The organism is Corynebacterium mucifaciens (genome assembly GCF_012396315.1).
Lineage (GTDB): Bacteria > Actinomycetota > Actinomycetes > Mycobacteriales > Mycobacteriaceae > Corynebacterium > Corynebacterium mucifaciens.
Window position 1 is genome coordinate 253,016 of the sequence record NZ_JAAXPF010000002.1, and the last position, 20,235, is coordinate 273,250.

21 protein-coding genes and 1 rRNA gene are annotated in these 20,235 nt (G+C 65.4%); 1 reads left to right on the forward strand and 21 read right to left on the reverse strand.

Features of this window, described 5'->3' with window-relative positions; genetic code table 11:
* Positions 1-60: 60 nt before the first annotated feature.
* The 4 genes from HF989_RS03215 to HF989_RS03230 form a co-directional block, all read right to left on the reverse strand.
* The gene (locus tag HF989_RS03215; protein WP_168683892.1) at positions 61-1,236 is read right to left on the reverse strand and encodes a zinc-dependent alcohol dehydrogenase; all 1,176 of its coding nucleotides are present in this window, start codon (positions 1,234-1,236) and stop codon (positions 61-63) included.
* A 128-nt stretch (positions 1,237-1,364) separates the two neighbouring features.
* The gene (locus tag HF989_RS03220; protein ID WP_168683893.1) at positions 1,365-1,901 is read right to left on the reverse strand and encodes a gamma carbonic anhydrase family protein; all 537 of its coding nucleotides are present in this window, start codon (positions 1,899-1,901) and stop codon (positions 1,365-1,367) included.
* 48 nt (positions 1,902-1,949) lie between these two features.
* Positions 1,950-2,912 carry a diacylglycerol kinase family protein gene (locus tag HF989_RS03225; RefSeq protein ID WP_168683894.1) on the reverse strand — a complete coding sequence of 321 codons (963 nt, stop codon included), beginning with the start codon at positions 2,910-2,912 and terminating at the stop codon, positions 1,950-1,952.
* Between the two features lie 34 nt (positions 2,913-2,946).
* Positions 2,947-3,771, reverse strand: coding sequence for a CE1 family esterase (locus tag HF989_RS03230; protein WP_168683895.1), 825 nt, complete (start codon positions 3,769-3,771; stop codon positions 2,947-2,949).
* 134 nt (positions 3,772-3,905) lie between these two features.
* Between HF989_RS03230 and HF989_RS03235 the strand changes: the two genes are divergently transcribed.
* Positions 3,906-4,685, forward strand: a complete 780-nt coding sequence (locus tag HF989_RS03235; RefSeq protein ID WP_168683896.1) for a methyltransferase domain-containing protein — start codon at positions 3,906-3,908, stop codon at positions 4,683-4,685.
* Between the two features lie 25 nt (positions 4,686-4,710).
* Here the strand turns inward: HF989_RS03235 and der are convergent, their stop codons facing one another.
* The 17 genes from der to rrf form a co-directional block, all read right to left on the reverse strand.
* Positions 4,711-6,342, reverse strand: coding sequence for a ribosome biogenesis GTPase Der (gene der / locus HF989_RS03240; RefSeq protein ID WP_168683897.1), 1,632 nt, complete (start codon positions 6,340-6,342; stop codon positions 4,711-4,713).
* Positions 6,339-7,040 (reverse strand): (d)CMP kinase, encoded by a 702-nt coding sequence (gene cmk, locus HF989_RS03245; protein ID WP_168683898.1) that lies wholly within the window; start codon positions 7,038-7,040, stop codon positions 6,339-6,341. The genes der and cmk overlap by 4 nt, the downstream gene beginning before the upstream one ends.
* A complete protein-coding gene (locus HF989_RS03250) occupies positions 7,040-7,969 on the reverse strand; it encodes a pseudouridine synthase (RefSeq protein ID WP_168683899.1) in 930 nt (309 codons plus the stop codon). The genes cmk and HF989_RS03250 overlap by 1 nt, the downstream gene beginning before the upstream one ends.
* A gap of 11 nt (positions 7,970-7,980) precedes the next feature.
* Positions 7,981-8,577, reverse strand: coding sequence for an SMC-Scp complex subunit ScpB (gene scpB, locus HF989_RS03255; RefSeq protein WP_168683900.1), 597 nt, complete (start codon positions 8,575-8,577; stop codon positions 7,981-7,983).
* Positions 8,578-8,613: 36 nt separating this feature from the next.
* Positions 8,614-9,435, reverse strand: coding sequence for a segregation/condensation protein A (locus HF989_RS03260; RefSeq protein ID WP_168683901.1), 822 nt, complete (start codon positions 9,433-9,435; stop codon positions 8,614-8,616).
* Positions 9,435-10,304: a ParA family protein gene (locus tag HF989_RS03265; RefSeq protein ID WP_168683934.1), complete on the reverse strand. Its 870-nt coding sequence runs from the start codon at positions 10,302-10,304 to the stop codon at positions 9,435-9,437. Before HF989_RS03265 ends, HF989_RS03260 begins: the two co-directional genes overlap by 1 nt.
* A gap of 187 nt (positions 10,305-10,491) precedes the next feature.
* Entirely contained in the window at positions 10,492-11,412 is a 921-nt protein-coding gene (gene xerD / locus HF989_RS03270) for a site-specific tyrosine recombinase XerD (RefSeq protein WP_168683902.1), read from the reverse strand.
* A gap of 3 nt (positions 11,413-11,415) precedes the next feature.
* Complete coding sequence (locus tag HF989_RS03275) at positions 11,416-12,063, reverse strand: NUDIX domain-containing protein (RefSeq protein ID WP_168683903.1); 648 nt, start codon at positions 12,061-12,063, stop codon at positions 11,416-11,418.
* A 19-nt stretch (positions 12,064-12,082) separates the two neighbouring features.
* On the reverse strand, positions 12,083-12,931 hold the full coding sequence (locus tag HF989_RS03280) for a copper transporter (RefSeq protein ID WP_168683904.1): 849 nt from the start codon (positions 12,929-12,931) through the stop codon (positions 12,083-12,085).
* A gap of 12 nt (positions 12,932-12,943) precedes the next feature.
* Positions 12,944-14,185, reverse strand: coding sequence for a putative cytokinetic ring protein SteA (steA, locus tag HF989_RS03285; RefSeq protein WP_168683905.1), 1,242 nt, complete (start codon positions 14,183-14,185; stop codon positions 12,944-12,946).
* 52 nt (positions 14,186-14,237) lie between these two features.
* Entirely contained in the window at positions 14,238-15,965 is a 1,728-nt protein-coding gene (gene recN, locus HF989_RS03290; RefSeq protein WP_168683906.1) for a DNA repair protein RecN, read from the reverse strand.
* Between the two features lie 27 nt (positions 15,966-15,992).
* The gene (locus HF989_RS03295; protein WP_168683907.1) at positions 15,993-16,913 is read right to left on the reverse strand and encodes an NAD kinase; all 921 of its coding nucleotides are present in this window, start codon (positions 16,911-16,913) and stop codon (positions 15,993-15,995) included.
* A complete protein-coding gene (locus HF989_RS03300) occupies positions 16,914-17,738 on the reverse strand; it encodes a TlyA family rRNA (cytidine-2'-O)-methyltransferase (protein WP_168683908.1) in 825 nt (274 codons plus the stop codon). It abuts the gene before it with no gap.
* Positions 17,739-17,771: 33 nt separating this feature from the next.
* Positions 17,772-17,942: a hypothetical protein gene (locus tag HF989_RS03305; protein WP_168683909.1), complete on the reverse strand. Its 171-nt coding sequence runs from the start codon at positions 17,940-17,942 to the stop codon at positions 17,772-17,774.
* A 5-nt stretch (positions 17,943-17,947) separates the two neighbouring features.
* On the reverse strand, positions 17,948-18,931 hold the full coding sequence (locus tag HF989_RS03310; RefSeq protein ID WP_168683910.1) for an HAD-IIA family hydrolase: 984 nt from the start codon (positions 18,929-18,931) through the stop codon (positions 17,948-17,950).
* Positions 18,932-18,935: 4 nt separating this feature from the next.
* On the reverse strand, positions 18,936-19,610 hold the full coding sequence (locus HF989_RS03315) for a tetratricopeptide repeat protein (protein ID WP_246233770.1): 675 nt from the start codon (positions 19,608-19,610) through the stop codon (positions 18,936-18,938).
* A gap of 524 nt (positions 19,611-20,134) precedes the next feature.
* Positions 20,135-20,235 (reverse strand): 5S ribosomal RNA (gene rrf, locus HF989_RS03320); the annotation flags it as partial.

Here is a 20,235-nt window from a genome sequence, read left to right on the forward strand (position 1 = left end):
GGCCAAGAAATCCCGCTCTTGCGGGGTTGGGGAAACGCCGCGGCGCTCCGCGCTCTGCCGTTACGGCTTGAGGACAACCTTGATGCAGCCGTCCTGCTTCTTCTGGAACTTCTCGTACATTTCCGGGCCGTCAGCGAGCGGCGCGGTGTGGGTCTTCAGATCCAGCACGCCGAGCGGATCCGACGGATCGTCGACCAGCGGAAGGAGGTCATCAGTCCAGTGCTGCACGTTGCACTGGCCCATCCGCATCTGCACCTGCTTGTCAAAGAGCGTCAGCATCGGCATGGGGTCCTTCATGCCGCCGTAGACGCCGCTGAGGGAGATCGTCCCGCCGCGTCGAACGGCATCAATCGCGGTGTAAAGCGCGCTGAGACGGTCCACACCGGCCGTTTCCATGGCAGTGCGGGCGATCGAAGGCGGCAGCATGCCAACGGCAGCCTGCGCGGTGCCGGCGACAGGAGAGCCGTGGGCTTCCATGCCGACCGCGTCGACGACGGAATCGGGACCGCGGCCGTCGGTACGCTCACGCAGCTCCTCAACAACCCCTTCGCCGCCCTCGAGGACCTCGATGCCGTGGCGGGCTGCCATGGCGCGCCGCTCCGCGACGGGGTCAACGCCGACGACGCGGTAGCCCAGGTGGGCTCCGATACGGGCGGACATTTGCCCAATCGGGCCGAGCCCGAGCACCGCGAGGGTGCCACCCTCAGGGACGTTGGCGTACTTAACGGCCTGCCAGGCGGTGGGCAGGACATCGGAGAGGAACAGGAAGCGCTCGTCCTCGCCGACGCTGGGAACCTTCACGGGGCCGTAATCGGCGTGAGGGACGCGCAGGTACTCGGCCTGGCCTCCGGGCAGCGAGCCGTAAAGGCGCGAGTAGCCGAACAGGGTGGCTCCGCTGTTGTACTCACGAACCTGCGTGGTCTCACACTGAGACTGCAGGCCCTGTTCGCACATGTAGCAGTGCCCGCAGGCGACGGTGAAGGGGATGACGACGCGGTCGCCGGGCTTGAGGTTGGTGACAGCGGAGCCCACCTCCTCGACGATGCCCATCGGCTCGTGCCCGATAACGTCGCCCTTGTCCATGAATGGCACGAGGACCTCGTAAAGGTGGAGGTCGGAACCGCAGATAGCGGAGGAAGTGACGCGGATAATGGCGTCGGTCGGTTCGATGATCTTCGGGTCGGGGACTTCCTCGACTGTCACGGTGCGTTTCGCTTGCCAGGTCAGGGCTTTCATTGGAAAACCTTTCAAAGGTAGGGTGTGGCCGAGAGTAATCCCGACTGGGTAGGGCGCGCCATGTTGTGGTGTGCCGTGTAGCCGACGTTACATAAAACAGCGGCAATGCGTCGGGCCGTCCCCGGTGCCTACCGCGCCTCAGCCCGATCCACCGGCACCAACCCGCTGGCGGCGCGCCTGCCAAGCTCCACGTAGTAGGCCGCGTGCTGCAGGCGCGCCTCGTACGTCTCGGGCTCCAGCGTGCGTTTCACGTGTGCGGGCACTCCTGCTGCCAGCGAAAACGCGGGTATCTCCTGGCCTTCCAGCACTACTGCCCCGCCGCCGACAATGCTGCCGGTGCCGATGCGAGATTTCGACAGCACCGTCGCGTTCATCCCGATCAAACATCCCGGTTCAATGTGGCAGCCGTGCACCATGGCCAAGTGGCCGACGGTGACGTCGTCTTCAAGCACAGTGCGGCCGTCAGTGTCGACGTGGATGACGGTGCCGTCTTGAACGTTGGCGCGGTCGCCGATGCGGATGGCGCCGATATCACCGCGGATCACTGCTCCGGGCCAGATATTCGCGTCCTCGCCGATCGTCACATCCCCGATGATGGTGGCGTCGTCCGAGATGAACGCGGAGGGGTGGATCTTCGGTGTGCGCCCTTCAAAGCTGTAGATCATGCAGCCATTGTGCGCGTTCTCCCCGTCCCCCGCCGCGGACGCGCGGGCCTAACACACCACTCGGAGAGCACCCGGATCGACTTCGAAGCGCACGGCGGTGACCGCGCCAGCGGCGTCGCCGTCGAGTTCCAGCTCTTCCGGCTCTGCGAACTCGAGAGCCAGGGACCTACCGTCGATGTACTGCATGGTCCGTGGCGACGGCGCCGCTCCGTCCGCGACGTCGCCTGAAGCGAGTGCGCGCACACCACCTCTGACGGTGTCCAGCGCGAGTTTCCCACCAATGCCGGCCCAGTCTGCTGCATCTTGCGCGCGGAGGATTACGGCGTTGAGTAGGCCGTCGTCGGGAAGCGCATCCGGCAGGAGCGGGATGTGGCCGACCAACTCGCTGAAATTCCCGGCGATGCAGGTGTGCAGGTCGGTGGTGACCGGAGGGGCGTCGTCTAGCGTGATGCTCACGCGCACGCTGTTGCCGCCGCCCAGCGACTGGAATACGGCGGGAACGTACGCAAGCGGGCCCACCGCCGCCTTGAGGCTTTCTCGGGTGCGGTGGATCATGCCGGCGTCCACACCCACGCCGGCCATGACCGCGAAACCGGACTGCTCCGTGCGACCGTCCGGGTAGGTAAGCTCCGCGCGGCAGAGATCGATCACGCGTCCTTGCCCGCTAAACGCGCGACGCACGGCAGGTTCAAGCGCCAGCGGAATGCCGAGGTTACGCACCAGCATGTTGCCGGTGCCCGCAGGCACAATCGCCATTGGCACATGCGACCCGGACACCGCGAGCGCCACCATGCGTACCGTGCCGTCGCCGCCGGCTGCGACGATCAGATCGGCGCCGTCTTCCAGCGCGCGCGAGGCTTGCGCGTAACCGGGGTCCTCCGCAGAGGTCGCAGACCAGGTGACTTTCGCGCCGGGCCGCACGTAGCGGTCGACGGCACGACGCAGGCGGCCGAGGTCGACCTTTACCGGGTTATACACCACCGTGATCTGCTTGGAACGGGCGACTCTCACCAGCTCATGGTAACTGCAGGCAAGGCGTGGGGCGTTACGAGATTCCTACGCCGAAGAAGTCCAACAGCGTTCGGGTGGCAAACCCGTCAGAGACGAGCCCTGACGTATCGGCGGTGCCTCCGGGCCAGACGTGCGGGCCGCCTTCGATGCGGTAGTGCGCCAGTGCTGCGTCGCAGTCGTCCCACCTAGCTTCAACGACCGAGTCCGAGAGCCTGACTTCTTCCTCCCGCGCGCAATGGTTGCGCGTAGCCGCCTCCTCCAACATGGCGTGGGTTGAGTCGTACACCGTCTCGTGCCGCTCTCCCCCGTCGTAGGAGATCACCGGGTCAGCCGTGCCGTGGAAGTCAATGTGTTTCATGGGGATCTGCGAGCAGCCCTCAGAAACACGCTGGTAAAACGCCCCGGACACGGTGGCCACCCCGGTGAACTCCTGCGGGCGCTGGCACCCCACAAACGCCGCGAACCCGCCGCCGTTGGAGAATCCGGCAGCGAATACGCGCGCCGTGTCGATGGAGAACTCGCCCTCCAGCTGCGCGACCACATCGTCCACAAAGGCTAGGTCTTGTTCCCCTGTCGAGGTTGCATACGGCGCGGGCACCCAGGCGTTGTCCACCCCGTCCAGGAAGGCGACCACGGCATCGGCCTTCTCCAGCTGCGAGTGCTGCCGTAACTGCCGCGCATCCTCCTTGTAGCCGTGGAACGCCAGGATGAGCGGCAGCCGCTCACGTTGGTGAGCCCCCTTGGGAACGGACACGAGGAACTCGCGCTTCATGCCGGCAGAGGTGATCTGGCGTTGTTCCACCACAGGATCCGCCCATGGCTCAACCTCGCGGACGCTGTCCACCGCTCGTTCCGGCATCGTAGTGATCGATGGACGCAGTGCGGAGCCCCCTTCAGCGCACCCGCCTGCGACGAGGCCAATCGCAGCAAGCCCAGCAGCTGTAGCTGTGCGAATGAGGGGACGCGAAAACACGGAAGGTAGATTAATCTATCGTGCACGCGAGCGGAACACAGCCGGGTCCGAGCCGGAAAGCTGAACCAACGTTCAAAGACCCCTCGCATCGAAGCGGTGCAGCGCAAGCGTTCACCCGCGACGCCGCCCGCTACGACGCAGCGCGTCCGACGTACCCCGCAGCCCTCGCCGAGTTAGTCGGCGACGGCACCGTCTGCGACGTCGGTGCTGGAACGGGCAAATTCACGCAGTTGCTTATCGACGGCTCACGCGACGTCTACGCCTGCGACCCCAGCGCCGACATGGTCCGGGTCTTCCGTTCCGTGTTGCCCTCCGTGCCTGTGTGGCGGGCAACCGCCGAGGCCACGGGTCTCGCCGACGATGCTGTCGACGCGGTCACGTGCGCACAATCTTGGCACTGGGTAGACAGCGCCGCCGCCAGCGCCGAAGCACATCGGGTAATCCGCTCAGACGGCCGCCTCGTACTGTGCTGGAATACCCTCGCTGTGCACCACCCCTGGGTGCTTCGTCTCAGCCGCATCATGCACTCTGGCGACGTGCAGCGCGAAGGTTTCTACCCCACAGTGGACAGTCCTTGGCGCCTTGAGAAGGAGCTACGCCACGAGTGGCTCCACCCCACCGCCGTGGAAGATTGCTTCGGCCTCATGGCCACGCGCTCGTACTGGCTCAAAGCTAACGCCCGAACCCGAGCGAAAATGGAAGCAAATTTATCCTGGTACCTCTACGACCGCCTCGGCTTCGACCACGGCGACACCGTCCCGCTGCCGTACCGCACTGACGCGTTTGTTTACTCGCGCTAAGTCGGCACGGCGCTGCCGCGTGGCCTCAGCCCCGCTTGCCTCGCCGCTCACGCACACGCACGGCGATGCGGACGGGCGTGCCGTGGTAGCCGAATTGCTCCCGGAACTTGCGCTCCAAGTACCGGCGGTAACCCGCGTCCAAGAACCCGGTGGTGAACAGCACAATTGTGGGCGGGCGCGTGCTGGCCATGGTGGCGAACAGTAGCTTGGGCAGGCGGTTGTTCTTCATCGGCGGCGGGTTCGCGGCGATGGCCTCGCGCAGCCAGTTGTTCAGCTGGCCGGTAGAGATGCGCTTGTCCCAGTTCTCCAGGGCTTCCTTCATCGCCGGCTCCAAGCGGTGCAGACCGCGGCCGGTGTCGGCGGAGATGTTGAGCTTGGTCACCCACTTCAACTGGCCCATGGTTTCGTCGAATTCGCGGTCGAAGTCGTAGCGGCGGTCCTCGTCCATGAGGTCCCACTTGTTAAAGCAGATGACCATGGCTTTACCCGCCTCCAGCACCATGGAGATCACCCGCTGATCCTGCTCGGAGATCTCCTCGGAGGCGTCGATGAGCACCACGCACACCTCGGCGGCCTCGATCGTTCCACGGGTACGCAGTGACGCGTAGTACTCGTGGCCCTGGGCGTTTTTCACCTTCTTGCGCAGGCCGGCGGTGTCGATAAAGGTCCAGAGGTTCTCATCCAGCTGGACCAGCTCGTCCACCGGGTCCACGGTCGTGCCCGCAACGTTGTCCACGACGGAGCGGTCGGACCTGGTCAGCTTGTTCAGCAAACTGGACTTCCCCACGTTCGGCCGGCCCACAAGTGCGACGCGGCGCGGACCGCCGGTAACGGATTCCTTCACACGCGGCTCGTCCGGGAACAGGCGCAGAATCTCATCCAGCACGTCTGCACCGCCGCGGCCGTGCAGGGCGGAAACCGGCCAGGGATCGCCCAGGCCGAGCGAGTAGAACTCGGCCACGTCGCCCCACTGGCTTTCGGATTCGAACTTGTTCGCCACCAAGATCACCGGGACTTCGGACCGCTGCAGATTGCGGGCCATGACGGCGTCTGTCTCGGTGACACTCGTTTTCGCGTCGACCACCATCACAATGACGTCGGACGTTGCCATCGCGGCCTCGGCCTGGCGGGCGATGGCCGCGTGGATACCCTTCGCATCCGGATCCCAACCGCCGGTGTCCTGCACCCAGAAGCGGCGGCCGCCCCAGTCGGTGATGTAGCTGACACGGTCGCGGGTAACGCCCGGGTGGTCCTCCACAACAGCTTCGCGGCGGCCAATAAACCGGTTGACCAACGACGACTTACCCACGTTGGGGCGACCCACGATAGAGACGGTGGGCAGCGCTTCAGTCACCACGTCGGGCTGCGCGACGCCGTACTCGGCCTCAAGCGCCGCCCATTCCTCTTCGGTCAGCTCGTCATCGCTGCTGAAGTCCTCGCCGTAATCCGCCTCACCGAACTCTGACGCATCAAAATCAGCGTCCTCGAAGTCTTGGAGGTCTTCTTCGGCGTCGAAGTCGGAGTTCTCGTAGTATTCCGCGCTGTCCGCGCCCACGACGTATGCGTCGGAATCGGTGTAGCCAGAGTCGTCGATGCCGGGTTGCATGAACTCGGTCTCCGGCTCCAGGTTGCCGCCGTTATTCGTCTGCTCGCTCATCGCGCGCTCCTTTCCACGACCTCGGTGAGTGCCTTAAGCACCTCATCGGGGGTCAGCTCCGAGGTGTCCACCAACACCGCGTCCTCCGCCGGCCGCAGGGGGCTTGCCGCGCGGGAAGAGTCGGCGTCGTCGCGGCGCTGAACATCCGCCAATACTGCGTCAAAGTCTGCCTCGCGCCCGGCCGCGATGTCTTGGTTGTAGCGGCGCTGGGCGCGCACCTCGGCGCTTGCCGTCATGAAAATCTTCGACGGCGCATCAGGAAGGACAACTGTGCCGATGTCGCGGCCCTCCACAATTGCCCTCCCGGCTTCACGTGCGAGCTTGCGCTGCAGTTCAACCAGGTTCACCCGGACCTCCGGGATAGCGGAGACGGCCGAGACGTGGCGGGTCACTTCCGGCCCCCGGATCTCGTCTTTAACATCCTCGCCGCCAAGGAGCACCTGGGTGGAGTCGGGATCATCCGAGACTGCCAAGGGCAAGTCAGCCGTAGCCTCGATCGCACTGGCGGTGTCCGCCGGGTCAACACCAGCGCGCAGCACCGCCAAGGTAGCGACGCGGTACATCGCGCCGGTGTCCACATACTTCGCACCCATGTGCTTCGCCAACGCGCGGCACATAGTCGACTTACCAGTGCCCGACGGCCCGTCAACTGCGACGATGAGCCCGCCGCCGGGCATGTTCGCAACCGGATCGGCCATTACATCCCCACCGCCTTGTACAGCGAGGCGAGCTCCGACGAGTTCAACGCGCGCATGGAACCAGGCTTCATATCCCCGAGCTGCACCGTATGGAACTTCGTGCGGACCAGTCGCTGCACTGGGTAGCCCGCCTGCTTCAGCATCCGGCGCACGATGTGCTTGCGCCCCTCATGCAGCTCAACGCGGACGATGGATTGGCCGTTGTGCACGTCCACGACCTGGGCGTAGTCGACCTTGGCGGGACCGTCGTCAAGCTCAATGCCATCTTTGAGCTGCTTCACCAGCGCATTGTTGGCCTCCCCCAGGACGGTGGCGAGGTAGGTCTTCGCAACCTCGTACTTCGGGTGCGTCAAGCGGTTCGCCATTTCACCGTCGTTGGTGAGCAAGAGCAGGCCCTCGGTATCGGCGTCGAGGCGGCCGACGTGGAACAGGCGCTGCCCGGAGGCGGTGCGCTCCGACAAGTAGGAGCCGACCGAGACACGATCCATCTCGTCTTTCATCGTGGAGTGCACTCCGCGCGGTTTGTTGAACGCGAAGTACTCGTGCTCCTCGTTGACGTTGATGCGGGCACCGTCAACGCGGATGATGTCGACGTTTGGGTTCACGCGCATGCCCTGGCGGGTGACAATTTCCCCGTTGACCTCCACACGGCCTTGCTCGATCATGGCCTCTGCGTGGCGGCGGGATGCAACGCCTGCCTGCGCCAGCACCTTCTGCAAACGCACACCTTCGGCGGCCGCCTTGGCTGCTGCTGGATCGTCGTCCCACCAGTTGTCGTCTAACGGGCTGGGCTCGTTTTCTTTGGCGTTTTCGCGCCGTTTGTACAAGCGGACATTCTGTTTCTTTGCCGGCTTGGCGTAGGAAAGGTAGAACGTGTCGTTCTTCCCACGCTTTTCCGGTGTGCCATCTCGGCGAGCGGGTGGTGTCATGGTTAGGGAGCCTACCAGGCATCCTCGATGGAATCGATGTCCGGAAGCAAGGGTGCGAGCTCGGGCAAGCGCTCAAGCGAGTCGATGCCCAGCAGCTCGAGGAAGAGCTCGGTGGTGACGTAGCGGTGCGCCCCGTGCTCGCCGCTCCCATGCTCACCGGCGGCGCCGACCTCCTGGCCATCCCCGCCCGAGTCGACTTCCGCGATGAGCCCGCGAAGCATCAGCGTCCGCATGACGCCGTCCACGTTGACTCCGCGCACACCCGCCACCTGCGCACGGGTCACGGGCTGGCGATACGCCACCACCGCCAGGGTTTCCATCGCCGCACGCGACAGCTTCTTCTGGGTGCCGTCGAGAAGAAACGCCTCGACTGCTTCGGCGTTGCTCGTTCGGGTGTACAGACGCCAGCCCTCGGCGTTTTCGCGAAGGTCCATGCCGGACCCGCGCTCATCTAGCTCGCGGGAGATGTCCCGCAGTTGATCGGACACCTCTGCCGGCGTGGCACCGAGCGCGCTGGCCAGCCGGTCGGTTGCCACCGGCGCGTCGAGCACCAACAACACTGACTCAATGCGCGAGCGCAACTGGGAGACCATCGGCAAGCTATCCATGGTCTAGCAGTGTATCGGCCGCGGCCTCGCCCTCGGTTACGTCCAATTCGAGGCCGCGACAACGGCCGGGTCTACGTCAAGGCCGGTCCACGCTACGTCGAGGCGCCCCAATGCTTCCTCCTGCTGCGTGTCCACAGCACGAGCTTTGTAGAGCTCGAGCAGCGCGAGGAAGCGGCCCACCACCTCCATCGACCGAGTGCAATCGCGAGTGAGCGCGTGGAACGTCAGCCAAGCCCCCGCGCCTGCGAGCTTCAATGTGTCAAGCATCTTGCCCGCCTGTTCGGGAACGGAGACTGCAACCGCGTGCAGGTGGTCGGTCCGGACCTCCTCGGGCGGCCGCGGGCGGAAGACGCTGGCCGCCAGCTCCGCGAAGCTCGCCGGGGTGTGCCCCAGCTGCACCGGAGGCAGCAGCTGCGCAAACCTCGGCTCCATGGAAACGGCGCGGGGATAGCGCCGCGCGGCGTGCTGCTGCCACTGCGTGAACTGGTCGGCCACGCGCTGGTAGGCGCGGTACTGCAGGAGGCGAGCGAACAGCAGGTCACGGGCTTCCAGCAGCTCTAGGTCCTCGATGTTGTCGCCTTCGTTGCCTGGGAGCAGGCGCGCGGCTTTCAGGTCGAGCAGCGTGGAAGCCACGACGAGGAACTCCGTTACTTCGTCGAGCGCCTGGCTCTCGCCCAACTTGCGCGTGTACGCGATGAATTCGTCGGTGACTTCAGCGAGCGCTACCTCGGTCACGTCCAGCTGCTTCGACTGGATCAGGCTGAGCAGTAGGTCGAACGGGCCCTCGAAGTTTTGCAGGGCGATGGTGAACCCTGGGGTCTCCTGCTGTGCGGGCTGCTCGGGCGCAGGTGCAGCCACTAGCTGGTGCGCTCCAGCACCTCGAGCGCCAAGTCGCGGTACTGCTTCGCACCCTGGGAACTCGGCGCCCACGTAATGATCGGCTCGCCGGCCACGGAGGTCTCTGGGAACCGGACCGTACGGGTAATCACGGTGTCAAACACGCGCTCACCAAACACTTCAACAACGCGATCCATCACTTCGCGTGCGTGGGTGGTGCGCCGGTCAAACATCGTGACCAGAATGCCCACGATGTCCAGGTCAAAGTTGATGCGGTCCCGCACTTTCTCCACCGTGTCGGTCAACAGCGCCAGACCACGCAGCGAGAAGTACTCGCATTCCATGGGGATGATAACCCCCTGCGAGCAGGCCAGCGCGTTGACCGTGAGAAGACCGAGGGAAGGGCCGCAGTCAAGGAAGATGAAGTCGTACTCATTACGCACCGGGCGCAATGCGCGGGCAAGCGTGTGTTCGCGGCCGACCTCGTTGACCAGCTGGATCTCAGCCGCGGAAAGATCAATGTTGGCTGGCACCACGTCGAGACCGGAAACGTTGGTCGTGTGGATTGCCGCGTGGATGCTTGCGGTGTTGTCGAACAGTAGGTCGTAGACCGTGACTTGATCATCCTCGTAGGACACACCCAACCCTGCGGAGAGCGCGCCCTGCGGGTCAAGGTCCACCAAGAGCACCTTTCGACCCTGCTCCGCCAAACACGCCCCTAAATTGATCGTGGAGGTTGTCTTTCCCACCCCGCCTTTTTGGTTGACCATTGAGATCACCGTGGCCGGCCCGTGCTTTTCCAGCTCTTCCGGCTGGGCGAATTCGCGCCACGGCCGACCGGTCAGAAACGTCTTCTGGTCCGCAGCGTCAAAGAGCGCCTCGTCCGCCATGGCTGGTCCTTCCCTCAATCACGTCCAAACCCTTGACTTAGGCCATCTTACAACGTTGTGATTCCGTACGCGCCGTATGCGCGGGGTACCGGTGTCGAAGCGGTTTCGAGCCCGCTCCAGCGCCGCGCGGTGCCCGATTTGTCAAGTAAGCACCCTTGATTTATCCCACTTGCACAGCCCGCCAAACTTAAGCGCGCGGGTGGGTGCTACGCCACACTTCCCTCAGGTTTTCGGCGGTGATGTGGGTATAGATCTGCGTAGTGGTCACCGACGCGTGGCCGAGCAACTCTTGTACGCTTCTCACGTCCGCACCGCCTTCTAAGAGGTGGGTGGCAAAGGAGTGCCTCAAGGTGTGAGGAGACACCTCCTTGTCAATGCCTGCACGGGCAGCCGCCTGCTTGATCGCGTTCCACGCGCTCTGGCGCGACAGTGCTCCCCCGCGCTTATTCAGAAGCAGCGCGTGCGAGGTCCCGTTGGCAAACGCCGGGCGCCCCCGCACCAAATACGCTTCCAACGCGTCCCGCGCCTTGGATCCCAGCGGCACGAGCCGCTGCTTGTTGCCCTTGCCGGTCACGGTCAACACGCCGCCGGATTCCGGATCTAGCGCCGCAGACGCATCGTCAACGCTCAGGCCCAGCACCTCGGACACACGGGCGCCGGTGGCGTACAGGGCCTCGAGGAGGGCCTTGTCGCGCAGGCCGGAGGGGGTTTCGGTAGGGCACGCGTCGAGCAGCGCGGCCACCTCGTCGATGCTGAGCGTGTCGGGGAGCCGCTCGCCTGTCGACGGCGGCGAGACGTCAGCGGCCACATCCGCCGGGAGCACGCCTTCCTCGACCCCGAACTTGTGCAGACCGCGGGCGACGGTAAGCGCCCGGCCTGTCGACGACGGCGCCAGCGGCCGCGCCCCGTCGACACCCCGGCGCAGGTCGGCCACATACGCCTCAATGTCTGTCGCTGTGACGTCCGTAAGAGCCGTCTTGCCCGCGCCGGCGAGCCAGTCGGTGTACCTGCGGACGTCTCGGGTGTAATTGCTCAGCGTGTGGGGAGAGACACCCCGCTCCACGGCAAGGTGGGTGAGCCACCGCTGCGCAAGCGACTGTGCGTCCACGGGCTAAATCCGCTTCATATCCGGCACGATGCCTTGGGCCGACCTCCGGTTCGCGAGTGATGCAGGGCGGAAACGGAACGGCTCGTCGACACTTCGCGGTGAGGCCCCGCTGGCAAGGAGACGCGCAGCGGCGAGAATGCCGGAGACGGCGATCGAGTTGGTGATCTCGCCGGCGAGCGCCTTTCCAGCGGCGTCGTCGATACCCACCCACGAAAGCCGCATGTCCGCCTCTTCGTCCTCAGCCTCGGGCCTATCCACCTCGCGCAGACCTCGGGCGATAAACACGCGCACAGCTTCCTCCGCAAAGCCCGGGGATGTCACCAGATCCACCAGCACTCCCCACTCCTCCGCGGCGAGACCGGCTTCCTCTTGGAGCTCCCGCTTTGCGCACTCCAGCTCATCTTCGGCGTGGATGTCCAGCAGGCCGGCGGGCAGCTCGAGCAGGCGCTGGCCGACGCTGTGGCGGTACTGCTCCACCAACGCGACCCGGCCCTTGTCGTCGATAGCTACGACGGCGACGGCACCGAAGTGCTCCACAATCTCGCGCGCTGCGGTGGCGCCCCCAGGCATAACCACCTGGTCTCGGCGCACCGCGATGATCGGCGCTTCGAGCAGCACTTCAGATTCCGTGACGGTGAATTCGTGGCTCATGGCCCCCACCCTACGGGTGTCAGCCGGCGGACTTGGCACGCGCTGCCGCGAGCACGGATTGAATGCGCCCTGCCTCGCGGTCCACCCCACCGACGACACTGACGCCGACGAGGGGCTCTGGATCGACGTCCTGGTTAGCCAGCACGGTCGAACCCCCGGAGGCGAGAGCTCGAGCGAAGTCGCCCAAGACGTTCGCACCAAAATCGCCGCCGCGGGAAGGCCCGTCCACGATCACAAGCGCGCCCGCCGGGGCGATTGCGCCGTCGTAATCGATAAACTGCGCGCTCCGCAGCGTTTCCAAGACCAGCGCGCGCTCTTCGTCTTGTGCCTGAGGCCCCTCGGCCGCACCGCCGCTGAACAGCACTGCCGCGAGCGACTCTCCCGCGTGGGTGCCCGGGGACCGTTCCTGCACCGAGAGCTGCGCCCCGGCGGGCAACGTGTTCGCCACAATGCTTGAGAGCTCGTCCGCGCTGGCTTGGTCGGTAAAGCGCTCCGTCAGGGTAATGGTGCCGGAATCCGCTGCGCCCGCCGCGTTGAGTAGCCACCGCACGGCTCCTACGTCCTCATCGTCTGCCGCTGCGGTGCGCACGATGGTCACAGGCACATCCTGCAGCGCCCCCGAAACGATGGTGGCGGATTCCTGGGCGAGCAATGTGTTGGCCGCATCCGCCTCAATCTGAGCTGCTGCACGGTCGGAGCCGTCGCGTTGCGCATCGTCGCTGGTGCCAGCTTTGGAATCCGAAATGCCCAGATCCACAGACCCAGGTATGGCTGGTGCGAGCACCAGTGCACCGAGCGCAAGGCCGAGTGCCGAACCCCAGCACAAGCCCGCGACGATAAGACCGACCCTGCCCCGTGTCCTTGCCATTTGCCGTTCCTCCTAGCTACCCAGTCCGTCGAACCAGCCGCGCACCGTCTTCGCAATGGCATCCCAGGTGTCTGCGAGGTTGGCAGCGAAGGTGCCGTTGCCGCCCAGACCCGCGATCAGAATCGCAGTTGCGACTGCGACCAACACGCCGAGGATCGCCCAGGCCCACGCCACCCCCGAGCCAGACTCCGCCGTGTACAGGTTGGCAATTACCGTCGAATCCACAATTTTGCGCCCTGCCTTCAAGCGCGCAAGGAGCGCAGCGGGCTCCGTCGCCGGGGTACCTACCGTTCCGGCGGAAGTGGCCGAATTGGCGAATATACGGTCAAGGTCAACCGGTTGCCCGACCGTGACGATCGTTTCGGCGTCGTGGAATGTGGCGAGCAAAATGGCCAGATCGGTCGGGGAATCTGTGGCGGCCGGGAAGGTCATCGCCCCAACACCCAAATCCTGGATGCGCTCCAGCCCGGGCGCGTAGCCGTCCGGCTCCGCCGGCAAGATCACGCGGGCATCGGAGCGCAGGTTCTCCGCGGCCACGTCTTTCGGGTCGCCGACGATGATGTCCGGCGCAAACCCCATATCTGCCAGCGTGTCGGCGGCAGACCCCACACCGATGACGACAGGGGTGTACTCCCGCATGAAGTGCTTGAGCGCATCCAGCCGCTGGCGGAGGTCCGGCGTCGGCGAGACCACCACAACCTTCCGGCCCGTCATCACCTCGCCCAGCTCAGGCGCACCCACGCCGTCAATCAACAGTGCGGACTCGGAGTGGATGAACTCGATGGTGTTGCCGAGAAACGCCTCCATGTTCTCCACCAGCCCGCGCTGGGCTTGGGCGAACGTCGCATCTACCTCTGCGCGGGTCACCGGCTGCGCTTGTCCCGCAGGCTTGCGGCCGACCGTGATCTCGCCCGACGGCGACACGGTGACTTTTTTGCCGTCGCGAATCTTCTCGCGCATCTCGGTGCCGGCGGCCTCGAACAGCGGAACGTCGGCGTCGAGAAGCAGATGCGGCCCAAACGTTGGCAACGTGCCGGTCGAGTAGGGCGCGAGGTTAACCACAGCCGCCGGTCGGTGCGCGATGATCTGCTCAGCGAGGCGGCGCTGCATATCAGGTGCATCGACGAACACGATGTCGCCCTCGCCGAGCTTGCCCAGCCCCCTGCCCTGCGGCGTGCAGTCGCGCAAAGTGCCGCGTAGCTCGGCCGCGGGCGGTTCCTTCGTCGGGTCTACAGGGGAGGGTGCAACACTCATGCGCACCATTGTGCAACGGTGCCCGGCCCGCACCGTGGAGGCGCGCGGGGCCTCAGCCTCGCAACTGCGCAACCTCGCTCTGCGCTCGCTCGAACAGTTCCGCGGCGTGGGCGCGGCCGGTGTCCGAATCGTCCATGCCTGCCATCATGCGCGCGAGCTCTTCAATGCGCTCCTCCGGCTGCAGCGCCGCGACGCCGGATGTCACCGCTTCATCTCCGACGTCTTTGGACACATGCAGGTGCGTATCGGCATAGGCCGCTACCTGTGGCAGGTGCGTCACCACAATGACTTGGTTGCCGCCAGCCAGTCGCGCAAGACGGCGCCCGATTTCAACCGCGGCGCGCCCGCCCACGCCCGCATCCACCTCGTCGAACACCAGCGTCGCACCGCTGGAGGACTCGGACAAAATGACCTCGAGCGCCAGCATTACGCGGGAAAGCTCGCCCCCGGACGCGCTGGTGGCCAACGGCTTTGGTTCCAGCGCAGTGTTCGGAGCGAGCAGGATCTCCACTGCATCCGCGCCGTCGCGCCCATAGGGCGCCTGCGAAACCTGGACCCGAAGCTGCGCCTTCGGCATTGCTAAGCCGTGCAGCTCCTCGGTCACCGCCGCGCCCAACTTTTCCGCTGCCTTCTGCCGGGCCTTTGTCAACTCCGCGGCGCGGCGCTGCAACTCCCCCTCAAGCTCGGCCACCTTTGCCTTGAGCTTCTCGACGGCACCTTCGGACGTGTCAATCTTGGCCAGCCGCGCCTGCGCCTTGTCGCGCCACGCCACCACGCCGGCCGCATCCGGGGCATACTTGCGTGTCAACGCCTTGATTTCCTGCTGGCGCTGCAGCAGCCGCTCCAACTCCTCAGGATCAGAGGGCAGGCTGCCCGTGTAGCTGCCCAGCTCCGCCGAGACATCGGAGAGCACCCCGGCGACTTCGCCCAGCCGGGCGCCAAGATCCCGGAGGTCCTGGTCGCTCGCGGCTTCGAGCGCTTGCTGGGCCCGGCCGATCAGATCCGAGGCCGGCTCCTCCTCCCCGCCGACGCCGCCGACTGCGTCCGCGCCGTCGATGGCCACAAGCGCCGTCTCCGCCGCCTCGCGCAACGCATCGACGTCCTGCAGGCGGTTGATCGTGGCCACAAGCTCGTCGTCCTCGCCTGCCTGCGGCGAGACCGCGTCGATCTCTTCCAAGGCAAACTGCAAACGGTCTACCTCCTGCGCGAGCTCGAGGCGCTTTTCCGTGCGCTCCTTCAGGTCTTTCGCCGCGGCGCGCCAGTCGGTGTAGGCCTCGCGGTAGCGGCGGAGCTTGGCTGCGATGGCCGCGTCGAAGCGGTCGAGGGCGGCCAGCTGCTGTTCCGGTGCCATGAGCCGCAGCTGATCGTTTTGGCCGTGGATGGTGAGCAGGTGGCTGGCAAGCTCGCCAAGCGTCGCCGCCGGGACTTTCCGCCCGCCCAGGTGCGCGCTCGATCGTCCCGACGCTTTCACCGAGCGGGAGACCAAGTATTCGCGGTTTTCGTCGGCATCAGCCCCCGCGGCCGTCGCGATGTCGCGGACGGCGCCCACCGCGTCCTCAGGCAGGCCCCCAGTGCTAAACGCTCCTTCCACTACTGCGCCGTCGGAGCCGGTGCGCACCCTCGAGGCATCCGCTCGCCCACCGGTGAGCAGACGCAGGCCCGTCACCACCATTGTCTTACCGGCGCCGGTTTCGCCGGTAAGCACCGTTAACCCCGGAGACAATTCAGCCGATGCGTGGCTAATCACGCCCAGGTTGGAAATAGCGATTTCAGCGAGCAAAAAGTGCCTTCCTGTAGTTACACGCGCTTACGCGCCACGCGGGCCGCGCCACCCGGAAACCGGGAGTTGGAACTTGTCCACCAGTCTGTCGGTGAACGGCCTGTCGTCCAAGCGTACCCAGCGCACCGGACGAGTGCCGCGCGCGACTTCAACGCGGGAGCCGGCGGGAACGGTCATACGGCGTTGCCCGTCCATTACCGCTGTCGCCTGCGTTGTCTGCCGCTCGGACTCCACCGCCACGGTGGACGTCGGCGCCACCACAAGCGGCTTAGCAAACAGCGCGTGAGCGTTGTTAGGCACCACCAAGATCGCATCAAGCTGCGGCCACATGATGGGACCACCAGCGGAAAACGCGTACGCCGTCGAGCCGGTCGGCGTGGAAATAAGCACGCCGTCGCAGCCGAACGAGGATACTGGGCGGAAATCCACCTCGAGCGTGGCATCCAGCACCCGCGAGCGGTCCGAATTTTCAATGCTGCACTCATTCAGCGCCCAGCTGCGCCCGAGCACCTCGCCGCCGTCGCCGATGACTGCTACGTCGAGCGTCATGCGGTCAACCACGCGGTAGGACCGGTCGATGACCTGGCCCACTACTTTCTCCAGGCTCGAGGCTTCGCCCTCCGCCAAGAATCCGACATGCCCCAAGTTGATGCCCAGCACCGGAATGTCTTGGGCGTGCGCGTAACTTGCAGCGCGCAAGAACGTGCCGTCGCCACCGAGCACCAGCACCAACTCGCAGCCCGCGGCAGCATCGTCATCTGCTGCGGCGCGAGTTAACCCGCTCAGCACCGGATTGGTCTCGATTACCTCCATCTGCTCCTGCTCGAGCAACCGAACCGTGATGCCCGCGTCCTGCAGCATCTCGGCCGCGCGCGCCGCGGAATGGATGTTAGACGCCCTAAACAGGTGCGGGACCAGCAGGATCTCCCGGTGCGTCGCCTCGGCCATCTATTTTGGTCCTTCCTTGATCGCGCGGTCCACGAGGTCGGCCAGCGCCGCGTCGTCGAGCTGCTGCTCGCCGCCGTCTTTGACCAGCCACAAGAAGTACTCAACGTTACCGCTCGGTCCCGGCAGAGGCGACGCTGTGACCCCCCGCACGGACAAGTTCAGCGATTGCGCGTACTTCGCGACGTCCAAGGTCACCTCGGCACGCAGCGCAGACGAGCGCACCACCCCGCCGCTGCCGAGACGGTCCTTGCCCACTTCAAACTGTGGTTTGACCATGGGCAACATGTCCGCGCCATCCACCATGCACTCGACCAGGGCGGGCAGAACCAGCTCCAGGGAAATGAACGACAGGTCACCGACCATGAGCTCGGCGGGGCCGCCCATCATCTCGGGCGTGAGGTTCCGGATGTTGGTGCGATCTAAAACACGGACCCGATCGTCGTTTTGCAGCCTCCACACCAACTGCCCGTAGCCCACGTCGACGGCCACCACCTCGTTGGCGCCCGCGCGGAGCAAGACGTCGGTGAAGCCTCCCGTCGATGCGCCGGCGTCTAGGGCTTTGCGCCCCTTCACGACTAGGCCGCCACGTTCGAACACGTCCAACGCGCCGAGCAGCTTGTGGGCTCCGCGCGAGGCCCAATCGTCCACGTCCTCGGTATTGACCTTGATGGAGGCCTCCGGCTCCACCACGGTTGCAGGCTTGGTGGCGGTGAAGCCACTGACTTGGACGCGCCCTTCCTTGATCCATGTTTGCGCTTGGTCGCGCGACCGCGCGATCTTCCTGCGAACTAGCTCGGCGTCAAGCCGGGTGCGTTTTGGTGCCACGGTGGTGCGCCCCCTTTCGTGTTCTTGGCGCGACTAATTGTCGTTCAGGGCCTCACGCAGGACGGCGTGGGCGCGTGCCAACGCGTCCGCTTCAGCGGCGAGATCAGCGGCCGGCTCAGCGAGGATGGCGGCAATTCGGCCCGACACTTCCTCGGCGGTAATACGCACCGCGCGGGGATCGCGGGGAATCGGTGTGGGTGCCAAGGGGCTCACCACCACTCCGCGATTGCCGCTTCCGCCGCCGGCGACTCGGCGCGTACGTCGGCGGGTGCCTCGTCCGCCTGCCACGCCAAGTCGAGCGCTGTGCGCAGCGCCCCTAAGCCCGTCGCACCTGGTCTTCCTCCGTCGATGACCAGGGCGGAGTCGTCAATACGTGCGCGGAAGCCGTCCTGGGCACCTGGCCGCAGATCCTCCGCAGTCTGGAGCAACGCCCGCATGTCCTCTCCGACGTACGTGGGCCGGTGCGCCGGCGGCGCCTGAATGAGCGCGTACGGCCCAGAGACGCCAGTGAGCACGTGCAGGGTAGGTATTCCTGCGGCGACCCCGCCAGCGATATCAGTATCCAGCCGGTCCCCAACCGCGAGAGGGCGTACCCATCCGCGGTCGTGAGCTGCCTGCTTAAACATCGCTGGTTCCGGCTTGCCGGCCGCCTCAGGGGTCACGCCAGTTGCTGCTGTCACCGCCGCAACCATCGCGCCATTGCCAACCATCATGCCGCGTTCCATTGGCAGCGACGAATCAAGGTTGGTCGCTAGGTATTTCGCCCCACGTTGCAAGCTGAGCGCGGCCTCTGAAAGCTCGCGCCACCCCGTCTCAGGGTTGTGGCCGTGAAGGACGACTTTCGGGTTGTCGTCGGCGCTGCCTGCAAGAGTGAAACCCGCGGCGACGACTAATGCGCGTAGCGATTCCGCGCCGACCACGTACACCGAGTCCCCGGGTGACAGGTAGCGCTCGGCTAGCCGCACCGCCACCATAGCGGAGGTCAGCACGTCGTCTTCAGAAGCCGGCAGCCCGATAGCCCGCAGCATCTCCGCTACGTCGGCGGCGCTTCGTGAGGCATTGTTAGTCACATACGCCGCGGGCACCCCGGCCGCTTGGATTGCCTCCACAGCGGAAGCGATGGCCTTTCCTCCTGACCAGACCGTCCCATCCAAATCCAGGAGCAGGCCGTCAACGGTTTCGGCGAGCTTCATAGATTTAGCCCAGCTCCGCCACTCGGTCAGCGGCATCGGTCACGCCTTCTACATCAATCTTCGCCGCGTGCTCGAACCAGCGCTTGGCTTCATCCTTCTTCCCGGTAGCAAGAAGGGCATCAGCGTACGCGTAGCTCAGGCGAGCTTGAGCAAACCCTTGCGAGTTCAGCGACGGGTTCAATCGCTGCAGCTGCGCAACCGCGGAATCGTGCTGCCCCAGATCATGCCGGGCACCCGCAAGCACAATCGCAAGCTCGATCTGACCGTCCCTGTCCAACTCGCGGGCTTCAGGGCTTCGACCCAGCTCCAACGCCTTCTCAGGGCGTCCGAGACCACGCTCAGCGTCCGCCATCACCGCGAGCAAACCGGGCCCGCCGGAGATACGACGCGCCGCCCGCAGCTCAGACAACGCTTCCTTCCACTCGCCAGCGTGGTAGGCGACGACACCGTTGGTCTCGCGCACGACGCCGACACGGCCGGCGCGATTCTTCGCGGCGCGGGCATGCCTCAGCGCAAGCTGCGGATCGTCATACAGCAGATCAGTTGCCATGAGCATATGCTTTGCGACGCGCTCCGCATTATCCTTCGACAGCACCTTCAAATCCTGCAGCACCGAGGGATCCAAATCGGAGATCTCTACGTCCTGAGGGAGATCCGGCTCGAGTTCTTTCTGCGCCATGCGATCCTCGCGGAATCCTTCGCGACGAGGATTGGAGCGGTCGTGCCGCACGCCTCCGCGCCCCTGCCGACGATCATCGCCCTTCCCGCGTCCGCTATGACCACGGCCGCGGCGGTCATCGCGAGCTCCGCGGCCGCCACCGGCGCCACCCTGCCGGCCGCCGCCGTTACCTCGCCCGCCACGGGCGTTCCCGCGAGAGGAGCGATCTCGCCCTCTTCCCTCGTCCACATCTGCCATCAGGGACCTCCGTTTCCAATCCCGACCATTATAGGAAACACGCGTGAACAGCACAGCCACGGCCCAGTAGTCGGGCACGCTTCTCTCCCGGGTCGCGTTCGATCCTTTGTCTCCAGCGTAAAAGTTGACGTGAACGGGCAATCCCGCCTGCATCACCCCAGGTCAGCATCGCGCGGTGTCAACACTTACGACCCGCACCCCGCACACACGCGAAAGCACCCGCCACCACACCAACCCCACGGGGCATCTGGTGTGGTGGCGGGTGCCACAACATATCAAGTTTTACGCGTCGGCGGTAACCTACTCTCCCACTCCCTCCCGGGAGCAGTACCATCAGCGCGGGCGGGCTTAGCTTCCGGGTTCGGAAAGGGACCGGGCGTTTCCCCGC

What these genes read in the sequence shown, in the direction of transcription:
- HF989_RS03315 (WP_246233770.1), bottom strand. Translation starts at nt 19,610, where the DNA reads ATGGCGCAGAAAGAACTCGAGCCGGATCTCCCTCAGGACGTAGAGATC.
- HF989_RS03310 (WP_168683910.1), bottom strand. Translation starts at nt 18,931, where the DNA reads ATGAAGCTCGCCGAAACCGTTGACGGCCTGCTCCTGGATTTGGATGGG.
- scpB (WP_168683900.1), bottom strand. Translation starts at nt 8,577, where the DNA reads ATGGATAGCTTGCCGATGGTCTCCCAGTTGCGCTCGCGCATTGAGTCA.
- steA (WP_168683905.1), bottom strand. Translation starts at nt 14,185, where the DNA reads ATGAGTGTTGCACCCTCCCCTGTAGACCCGACGAAGGAACCGCCCGCG.
- HF989_RS03220 (WP_168683893.1), bottom strand. Translation starts at nt 1,901, where the DNA reads ATGATCTACAGCTTTGAAGGGCGCACACCGAAGATCCACCCCTCCGCG.
- HF989_RS03250 (WP_168683899.1), bottom strand. Translation starts at nt 7,969, where the DNA reads ATGACACCACCCGCTCGCCGAGATGGCACACCGGAAAAGCGTGGGAAG.
- HF989_RS03295 (WP_168683907.1), bottom strand. Translation starts at nt 16,913, where the DNA reads ATGGCCGAGGCGACGCACCGGGAGATCCTGCTGGTCCCGCACCTGTTT.
- HF989_RS03230 (WP_168683895.1), bottom strand. Translation starts at nt 3,771, where the DNA reads ATGCCGGAACGAGCGGTGGACAGCGTCCGCGAGGTTGAGCCATGGGCG.
- HF989_RS03280 (WP_168683904.1), bottom strand. Translation starts at nt 12,931, where the DNA reads ATGGCAAGGACACGGGGCAGGGTCGGTCTTATCGTCGCGGGCTTGTGC.
- HF989_RS03265 (WP_168683934.1), bottom strand. Translation starts at nt 10,304, where the DNA reads ATGGCGGACGAGGCGCTCTTTGACGCTGCGGACCAGAAGACGTTTCTG.
- HF989_RS03275 (WP_168683903.1), bottom strand. Translation starts at nt 12,063, where the DNA reads ATGAGCCACGAATTCACCGTCACGGAATCTGAAGTGCTGCTCGAAGCG.
- HF989_RS03215 (WP_168683892.1), bottom strand. Translation starts at nt 1,236, where the DNA reads ATGAAAGCCCTGACCTGGCAAGCGAAACGCACCGTGACAGTCGAGGAA.
- cmk (WP_168683898.1), bottom strand. Translation starts at nt 7,040, where the DNA reads ATGGCCGATCCGGTTGCGAACATGCCCGGCGGCGGGCTCATCGTCGCA.
- der (WP_168683897.1), bottom strand. Translation starts at nt 6,342, where the DNA reads ATGAGCGAGCAGACGAATAACGGCGGCAACCTGGAGCCGGAGACCGAG.